Annotated in this window: 6 protein-coding genes; all 6 read right to left on the bottom strand. The window is 36.0% G+C overall.

Annotated elements, in window-relative coordinates; translation table 11 throughout:
• Nucleotides 1-223: 223 nt before the first annotated feature.
• The 6 genes from U9P79_09690 to U9P79_09665 all read right to left on the bottom strand — a co-directional run bounded on the left by U9P79_09690 (nucleotide 224) and on the right by U9P79_09665 (nucleotide 8,272).
• Nucleotides 224-1,513 carry a TldD/PmbA family protein gene (locus U9P79_09690; protein ID MEA2104893.1) on the bottom strand — a complete coding sequence of 430 codons (1,290 nt, stop codon included), beginning with the start codon at nucleotides 1,511-1,513 and terminating at the stop codon, nucleotides 224-226.
• A gap of 1 nt (nucleotide 1,514) precedes the next feature.
• A complete protein-coding gene (locus U9P79_09685; protein MEA2104892.1) occupies nucleotides 1,515-2,894 on the bottom strand; it encodes a TldD/PmbA family protein in 1,380 nt (459 codons plus the stop codon).
• A gap of 240 nt (nucleotides 2,895-3,134) precedes the next feature.
• Entirely contained in the window at nucleotides 3,135-5,183 is a 2,049-nt protein-coding gene (locus U9P79_09680) for an aminopeptidase (protein MEA2104891.1), read from the bottom strand.
• 11 nt (nucleotides 5,184-5,194) lie between these two features.
• Entirely contained in the window at nucleotides 5,195-5,473 is a 279-nt protein-coding gene (locus U9P79_09675; protein MEA2104890.1) for a hypothetical protein, read from the bottom strand.
• 8 nt (nucleotides 5,474-5,481) lie between these two features.
• Complete coding sequence (locus U9P79_09670; GenBank protein MEA2104889.1) at nucleotides 5,482-7,656, bottom strand: hypothetical protein; 2,175 nt, start codon at nucleotides 7,654-7,656, stop codon at nucleotides 5,482-5,484.
• 10 nt (nucleotides 7,657-7,666) lie between these two features.
• On the bottom strand, nucleotides 7,667-8,272 hold the full coding sequence (locus U9P79_09665; GenBank protein MEA2104888.1) for a TetR/AcrR family transcriptional regulator: 606 nt from the start codon (nucleotides 8,270-8,272) through the stop codon (nucleotides 7,667-7,669).
• Between the last annotated feature and the right edge of the window lie 464 nt (nucleotides 8,273-8,736).

Genomic DNA, 8,736 nt, shown 5'->3' with positions numbered 1-8,736 from the left:
AAAATAAAAGCATTTCACCCGAATGAAATATCGAAAAAAATAGATTTCACTGGGCAGGCGGGATAAATAAAACAGATAATCCGCCGGCTGGCGGACACGAGGCAGGCGGATATTTTACTCCAAAACTTTGTTCAGAACGCTTTCGGGAAAAACCTCCGCAATGGTTGAAGTATGTAAACGACTATCATTGCGGAGGTTTGAAAAACAACCATCCGCAAGGTTTCTATTTTCCGGAAATTGCGAGTCCGTTGAATTTAATCCAAGGATAATTGTTGTATCCGGAATTTACTCTTTCTTTTGAAATTTCCTCGATATTCATCATCATTTCAATCAAATTTCCATTGATCATTGTTTCCGAGATGGGAAACTGAATTTTACCGTTTTCCACATAATAGCTGTTCTTGGCGATTCCGCTGAAATCACCATTATCACTTGGGCTTCCGCCGCTGAAACGATTGAGGATAATCCCTTTTTTTGTAGATTTGATGATCTCTTCAAGAGTTTTATCGCCTTTATCAATTTCCCAGCAGCCACTACCCACCGCTCTTTTTTCTCCGGTTTTTTTTGCACCATACAGCCCCAGCAAAAATGTTTTCAAAATTCCATTTTCAATAACCGTGCTGTCCTTTGCTTCATAGCCGTCACCGGTTACATAATAGCTAGTTGCAATTTCATCTGAAATCGGCTTTGAATGCAGATTAAAACATTCTTTTGCAATCTGCTTCCCAAGTTTATCCTTAAAAACAGAAGTTTTGGTAATAAGCGGATAATCGGCGAGATAACCTGTGATATAACTCACAAATTCATCCAAGCATTCGGGAGTAATGATCATATCGCCCACAAAATTCTCGGGAATGGATTTCGTTTCGAGTTGCTCGCCGGATTCTCGGAGCAGTTTATCAATATTTCCGCATTTGCTAAAAGGCTTATCCAGTTCTTTTGTAACATGAGCCACATAATTGAAGGAAGAAGTTTTTTTGCCCTCTTTGGACGTGAACATAACCACAAAAGTATATATTCCTTTTTTGGTAAAATAATCCACTCCATTTGAATTTATCAAATAACTATCGCTGGTAGTAAAATCGAAATTGATCTCTTCGATGATCGTTTTGGGATGTTTTTCTTTTGCAAACGCCATAAATTCTACGAGTCTATCGTACATTTTATCCAGATCCGGTTTAGTTGGCTCTTTCACAAATTCGTTTGCCGGTTGTTGCTCGGCAATCTCGTTTGCTTTATCGGCTTTGGACGATATAGCCATTTCCACCGCCTGCTTTGCAGAAATATCAATGTTTTCCATATCAAGATTATTTAAAGTTACTGTCCCTTTTTTGTCATCGACTAACGCAGTAAGATATAAATTGGTATCGAAAGTTGTTCGGAACAGAGATATTTCACCAGCTGCCACATTAAATTCCTGCTTTTCTTTTTTTATAAGATTGCACTTTGTTTTTTGAGCTCCCGCCTTCAATAATGAAGCCTGAGCATAACGGATTATTTCTTTGTTATTCATTCTATTTTCCTCCGATATTTACTTTGCATTTGATTGCCGGACCACCCATTCCAACTGGGATCATTTGTTTTTTGCCACACATTCCACCGCAACTCCAGGACATTTCATCAGAGATCATGGTAATGGTCTTCAGCATATCAAAGGCAACTCCGCTTATTGTTGTATCTTTAATCGCTTTTCCTAGTTTTCCATTCTTGATCTCATAACCCATTACAATTCCGAACATAAACTCGCTAGTAGAATCCGCCTGCCCGTTGGATGATTTTATCAAATAATAACCATCTTCAATGGAAGCGATCATATCCTGCAATTTACTTTTTCCGGGAAGGATTGCAGTATTCCTCATTCGAACTAAGGGTTCATCATGAAAACCGTAAGCACGGGCATTTCCGGTAACATCATGACCAAAGTGCAATGCAGTTACCTTATTATGCATGAATTTTTTCAAGACACCATTTTCGATGATAATTGCATCCTCTGCTTTTGTGCCTTCATCATCCGCATAAACCGGAATCGGACATTGTTCACCCAAAGCTGTGTGAGCAAAATCTACCAAAGTTACTAACTCATCGGCAACTTTTTCACCGAGGAAATCTCCGGCAACCGAACCGCCTTTTACAATGTCACCTTCGGTAGTATGTCCAATCGCTTCATGAGCCAATATTCCGGCTAGATCAGCATCCAGAATACAATCCTTCAATCCTGATTTTGCATAAACACCATTTGCTTTGTCGTTAAGATGTTTATAAAGTTTATTTAATTTTGGATAAAGATTTCGCGGATCATCGAACACATCTTCAAATTGACCCAATCCGCCGTAAACTTCATACAGTTCGAAAGGTTGACCGTCTTTCACTATATTCATCAAGGTATATAAAATCGTTCGCGGAGTCATTGAATATGTGGATGCCCCATCCGAGGTGATCATCTGTTTTTCCATATCCAAATTGCTTAATACAATTGTTCGCGAGCTCAATTCGGGATATTTTTCAGTAATGTGCGAATCTACGATATTCAAAAATTCGATCATTTCTTTTTGGGTTTTGCGAGGTTTTGTGGTTGAGAAATCTTTGCTGATCTTTGCGTCGGTTTTTTGCAACTCACCTTTTTGAAGATTCTCTTTGGAATTTAGATAAGTTGCATTTTCCGAAGCAGTCTTGATCACCTTAATAATCGAGTCATCGGAAATATTCGCATTCGAGGCAAATCCCCATGAGCCTTTTTTATAAACTCTTGCAGACACACCACGATTTACAGAACGGCTATTACCCATCATATCTCCGTTCACCATCGCTAAGTGAATATTACGATTTTCTTGCACGCGAAGTTCAGTGTAATCGGTAAAATACTTCGCAAATTTCGTTAGATCTTTTTTAATCATTGTTTTTCTCCTTCTGTATTTTTTTATCCAATATTTTTTTAAAATCAGTGATTCCATAGGCAATTACAATTAATTCGTGTCTATGCGTAAAGAAAAATCTTGAGTTAATACGCTAGCTGGCGGATTGACTTAAGTTTTTCCAACTCACAAATATAACGCTAATTAACTTAATAGATAATTTTTCCAATTCGTCACGGAATGGTCCGTGACGTCTCGAAAAGGCTACTTTATGGACAGACACTATTTATTCATCCATTCATCCAAAGGAATATTGAATTCTTCTGTTCCGGGAACTACAAATCTTCCGTCTTTAATAATGGCGATTTTCTTACCATCTTTTGTGATCCCAGTAATAAAATCAAGTTCTTCGTAAGGGAGTGTGATATCGGTATGACAATTTGTATAAGCCTTCTGAATATCTGTTTTACGCATTGCGCTGCGTTCATTTTCTCTGGCAGTTATTTCTTTTCCATCGATCGGGTTGAATACTTCAAAATCTTCTTCCCAACTGAAGCATGTGTCCCCAATAGCAAAATGGGGTCCCATTTTTTCCACGATAAGAATCGGCATAATGGGAAGAATGTCATACTTTTTAGCCATTATGTGTGCCTGTGTATTCGTTCCGATCGCAAATTCTCCCATAGGCAAAGTTTCGTGAGGGAAGAGGATATTTTCCTGAATGTAATTTTTATTATCTTTTTCATCTTTGAAATTTGTGCAAGTGTATTCTTTTACATAACCGTCTTCAAAATTGATCTTTAAATTTTCATAACGCATTCCGTTAAGATATGTTTCCTTAACGTGCAAAACGCCGTTTGTGGCTTCTAAGGTTGGGGAAGTGAAAACTTCACCGACCGGGATATTTACATCCGCTCCACAATTTACAAAATTTGTGTGTTTGGCAGGATCTGCAAGCTTTTGCATCTTCACCATAATATCGGTTTCATTTTCATTTTTTCCTTTTACGTGCACGAAATCCGCTTTATCAAGTTCATCCACAATATACTGCTGAATTTGTTCGTGATGGTCGGTATCTATCATATTCAGAGCAAGTGTATCCTCGAAGATAGCCTCAAATTGCTCTCCGATATCCGGAACCGGAAATCCGATTATCGAAAAACTCGTTTCTGTTCTCGGCATATATTTCTGTGACAATTTATTCATAGAAATGCTATAGGATTGGTTCAATTTCTGTTGTTCTCCGGAAAGCTTCAGGCAAGTTTTCTTTTGAATAGGTTTGAATGGTTTTTCTCCGAATTTGTCAAAATATATCGGACCGGAATATTTCACCAAAAGATCGGAGCAGTCTTCCATAATTTCCTCTTGAAGAGCAAGCATTCTTTTTACGAAATCTTCATCGAAATAAAGGGCACTATCAAAGCGATGATCATAAACGTATTGCCTGTTTGGACTTGTAGAGATAGCATCATTCAAGATTACCTTAAGTCCTTTTGCATTTAAATTTTTCACAAGTTCGCGAACTATTCTTTCCTGCCCAATATTGTAGATGATTTTGAGAGTTTCTTTCTTTTTAAGATTTTTTCTGGCAAGCTCAAAACCACGAATATATGCTTTCACCATTGCTTTCACAAGTTCTTTGATTTTCTCTTCAGGATAGTCTAACAAAAATTGTGCAGTCCGACTCTCATTTTCCGAAATATTTTTTCCATATTGATAAAGGTAATTCATATTGGAAAGATCTGCGTTCATTACAATATCACCACACTTGGAAATTGCCGGGTCAAATCGTTCAAGAAGTGCAATAGTGGAGCGATCCACATTCAGATCTTTAGTAAGTTTAATGATGATTTCCCTGTATTTGACCAGATCTTCACTTCCTGTTTTTATCAATTCATACATCTCAATAAATTGCCCGAATTTTCGTTTAAGGGAATATAATTTATGCTCCATTGCAAAATTCAAACAACTTCTAACAGAAGTGTAATAGCTGGCAAACATTGGTCCCAGTTTAGTCCCAAATATTTTTGAGGTATATTCCGGATTGGCGTAGCAAGTGGAATAATTTTCTTCGGTTAATTCGGCAAATAATTTTGCATTGGTTGCTTTCAGATAATCCGGAGAATTTTCTTTGTAATAATCTTCCGAATATTCCCGCTCAAATTCAGCATAAAAAAGGAGTTTTTCGGCAATTGTAAAAGCAAATTTCTGAAATTTATTCTTCTGATCTTGTTCTTCTTCGCAAATTGTTTTGATTTTTTGCAAATTAACTTCATAACCTGTTCTAACTGCTTCGTTAAGCCTGTTAATTGTTTCTGTGTAATTTAACATACTGTCTCCTATTATTTCTTTTTAAATTCAAATCCATATTTTGTTAATAATTTTCTAAATTCTTCGGGATCATCTAACCACTGCCCCCATTTGCGAGAAATATGCTCAGTCCAGCTATAAGATTTTCCGTCAAAAGTTTCTTCCAGATCGTTTTCTAACTTAATCATTAATTTTCCACCTTTGTAATAATCCTGTGATAGATATCCCGCATCCATTTGTTCCATAGCCTGAAAAATCTGCTTATCCGAAAATTCCGGACATTGATTCTCAAGCGTTGAATTTGTAACCATAAAATTCCTTAAAATATGTCAAACGTGTGGCTGATTTTTAAAAAATAATTAGTTACATTCTCATCAGTGAAAGTCTCTTCGTTGCTGATATATTTCTCTTTATCCATTAATTTGTTCGCCCCGAGATATACGGATGTATTTGCGTTGGGCTTATAGGTGAAAAGTGGATAAAAAGCAATTTCTCTGCTCTTTTTATCAAATGCAAAAATATCATTATTTGAATATTGCAAAATTGCCCTTATCCAGAAATTTTTGTGAAACTGCACTTTGAGTTTTGCTTCGAGAGTTCGAGCAATATAAAGATAATCCATTTCATGATATTTTTGTTCGATTTCCAAATCAATCGTGTTGGTCGGGCGAAAGATCAGAGTTGTTTCATATTTATGGTAATCTGCCATCAATCCATCATCCAAACCGGTTACTTCATCATAACCGTACCACAAATTTTCCCCACTCACCAAAAGTAATTTGCCGCAAATTAATTTATTTGGACTATATTCCATAACCAGCCAGGGAAAATATTTGAAATATTTTTCATCACCGTAATTTTCATAATATGTTTCAAAACCGGTCCAATATTCAAACCGATTCTTGAATATTCCACCGTTCATAATTTCCCAGCGACTTGATTTGAATTTACCGAAATCAAAATCGTAGATTACATATTGAGATGACCCGAATTCCATATATCGAATAAAATCCTCATCAGTGTGAGAACGAATCTGATATTCAATCCTCGTATCTGCCTTTTGAAAATCAGGTTCTGTAACATACCCCAAATCAGCAACATAATCTTTCGTCATCCCCTTCATTTCCAGATTCAAGAACCAGATTCCATTATAATAATCAGTATCAAACGCATAACCAAATCCTTTATTAATGGATGAAACTCCTGCGGTGTCTGTTACTTCGTTTGTGGTCGCAACCAATTGAAAATCGCAGTTTATCTCATTTGAAAAACGATTATTTCCATCAACACTAAAAACATAATTCTCCTTGTTTTTGAAACTTCGCAGAGTCGAAGCAACCCGCATAAACGCATTTCCGTGGCGTAATTTGTTTTTGAAACTTGCAAAAGCAAATGGAACATTGGCAGATACATTCTCATCAAACCCAAATCTATCACCATACACATTTTCATCCATTGCCGCTAACGCATAAACAGAAGTTTTACCCAATAATCCGGAAAGTTTTGTTCCCCATTTTGGTGCAACAATATTTCTTGTGTTGAAAATTATCAGGTCTGTATAAAATGGATTTGATTCTTCAATAAAGAAGGGTCTTTTTTCATTATAAAAACGGGGGTATCGCATGTTCACATCCACATCCAGTCCGTCTGCTTCGATAATATTAAAATCCGGATTTATGGTTGCGGTTAAAGTTAGATTGGAGTTCGGTTCATAAAATACGTTTAATTCCGCTTCCGTATCCGTATTTTTTTCTTTGATTCCGGTTGTATTATCCTTTTCATCTTGATACATTCCGATTACCGAGGGGATTATTTTCAAATTTCTGTTCGTAGGGAGCTCGGCAAATGTAAAAATTCCATAATTATCATAGAAATTTCCGCCACCTCGCTGAACAGGGAAGCAAGTAATTTCTTCGTTTCCATCCGGAATATGACGTTTGATAAAACCGCCCCAAGTTACGTTTTTTCCACTTTTATACTTAAGACTTTTTAGCGGAACAACCATTTCAATGAGATAACCGTATTCAGTTTTTGAACCTTGCGATTCGTAAAAAAAGTCAATAGACGGGTCAATATTATCCAGAACTAAACCGTCCGCTTGCTCTCCATTTGGATTCGAGCCTACATAATACGCTTGATCATTTGAATGAAATGTGTCAAAGAAAAAAAACACCCTATCGGTGGTATAGATATGATCGCGGCTACAATGGAAATCTCTCATTCGTTTCCGGTCATCAAAATAGCACTTTGCCATCAAATACAGATTTTTATTATCGTACCCCAAAAATGCCTCTGTTTTACTGGATGGAGTTGTGTTGTCTCCCGGAGCAATTTGATAAAAAGTATCAATCTTTACGGCATAAATCCATTCACCATCGCTCTCAAAGCCGTCTATTAGCGGCTGTTGATTCAGATATGGAATTTCTATCTCGACTTTTGCTTGTAACGAAAAAAACGATAGAAGCAAAATTGCTATTAGAATTATTTTTTTCATAATTACCTTGTTATTTAAAAACTTTCAGCATCAATTTCGTTGCTTTTTCTAAGAAATCGTCCGTTACATCTTTTTTATTATGGTATGTATGCATATTTATATAGAGGTTGTTCAGGAAAAACATCACGGCTATTTCCGGTTCAATTCCTTTTGAAATGCTGCCATCCTTTATTCCATCTGCAATAATTTTTTTGAAGTCTTCTATTTTCTCTTTTCTAACCTTTTCGTATTCCTTTTCGCTTTTGCAACCTAGATCACAGATTTTAATACCTTTATTGTGGATATATTTGAGAAGAGAAAAATAAATATTATGTTTTTTAAAATAATCATTATAAACAAATGCGATTGCCTTCAGCTTATTGAAACCAGTTTTTTTTCGGGCTGCTGCTTTGAAAAGCAGGTCTGTGCTATTATACCATCCTCTTAGATATACTGCAAAAAATATTTCCTCCTTGTTTTTAAAATAATTATATAGGGTTGGTTTTGTATATTCAGCTTCGAGAGCGATATCTTCCATCGTTACTTTCTCAAAGCCCTTTTCCCCAAATAATTTTTCGGCAGCATCCACGATTAGATTTTCCCTGAATTCAATTTCTTTTTCCTTTCGGGTAATCATATTAATCCTTCCATATTTTTTATTTTACTTAGAGTTAAATATTTTTTAGCTGCAAATGCCGGTCAAGTATTTTATTATATTTTTTATTTCCGAGTGATGTAAAAAAGGAATCGTAATTTTAATCCCTTTCGGTTACCACTACAAAATTTTTAATTCCAAACAAATTTATTTTCGCCCCTATAACCCCAATAATGCAATAGAAATAAAAGAGTAACTTTTTGGAGTGCAACATCCGTGATGTTGCAGTGTTGTATAAAATATCACGGATATTTTACTCCAAAACGCCATAAATGTATAAAATATCACCCCTGTGAAATCCCAGTGAAATAAAACAGAAAAAAGCATTTCACGGGATAAATAAAAAAAATAAAAGCATTTCACCCGAATGAAATATCGAAAAAAATAGATTTCACTGGGCAGGCGGGATAAATAAAACAGATAATCCGCCGGCTGGCGGACACGAG

It is taken from the genome of Candidatus Cloacimonadota bacterium (assembly GCA_034661015.1).
In the GTDB taxonomy this organism is placed as follows: Bacteria; Cloacimonadota; Cloacimonadia; order JGIOTU-2; family JGIOTU-2; genus JAYEKN01.
This window is presented reverse-complemented; position numbering and strand designations above follow the sequence as displayed.

Excerpts from the sequence above, each read along its gene's own strand:
- U9P79_09690 (MEA2104893.1), bottom strand. The coding sequence starts at position 1,513 with ATGAATAACAAAGAAATAATCCGTTATGCTCAGGCTTCATTATTGAAG.
- U9P79_09685 (MEA2104892.1), bottom strand. The coding sequence starts at position 2,894 with ATGATTAAAAAAGATCTAACGAAATTTGCGAAGTATTTTACCGATTAC.
- U9P79_09680 (MEA2104891.1), bottom strand. The coding sequence starts at position 5,183 with ATGTTAAATTACACAGAAACAATTAACAGGCTTAACGAAGCAGTTAGA.
- U9P79_09675 (MEA2104890.1), bottom strand. The coding sequence starts at position 5,473 with ATGGTTACAAATTCAACGCTTGAGAATCAATGTCCGGAATTTTCGGAT.
- U9P79_09670 (MEA2104889.1), bottom strand. The coding sequence starts at position 7,656 with ATGAAAAAAATAATTCTAATAGCAATTTTGCTTCTATCGTTTTTTTCG.
- U9P79_09665 (MEA2104888.1), bottom strand. The coding sequence starts at position 8,272 with ATGATTACCCGAAAGGAAAAAGAAATTGAATTCAGGGAAAATCTAATC.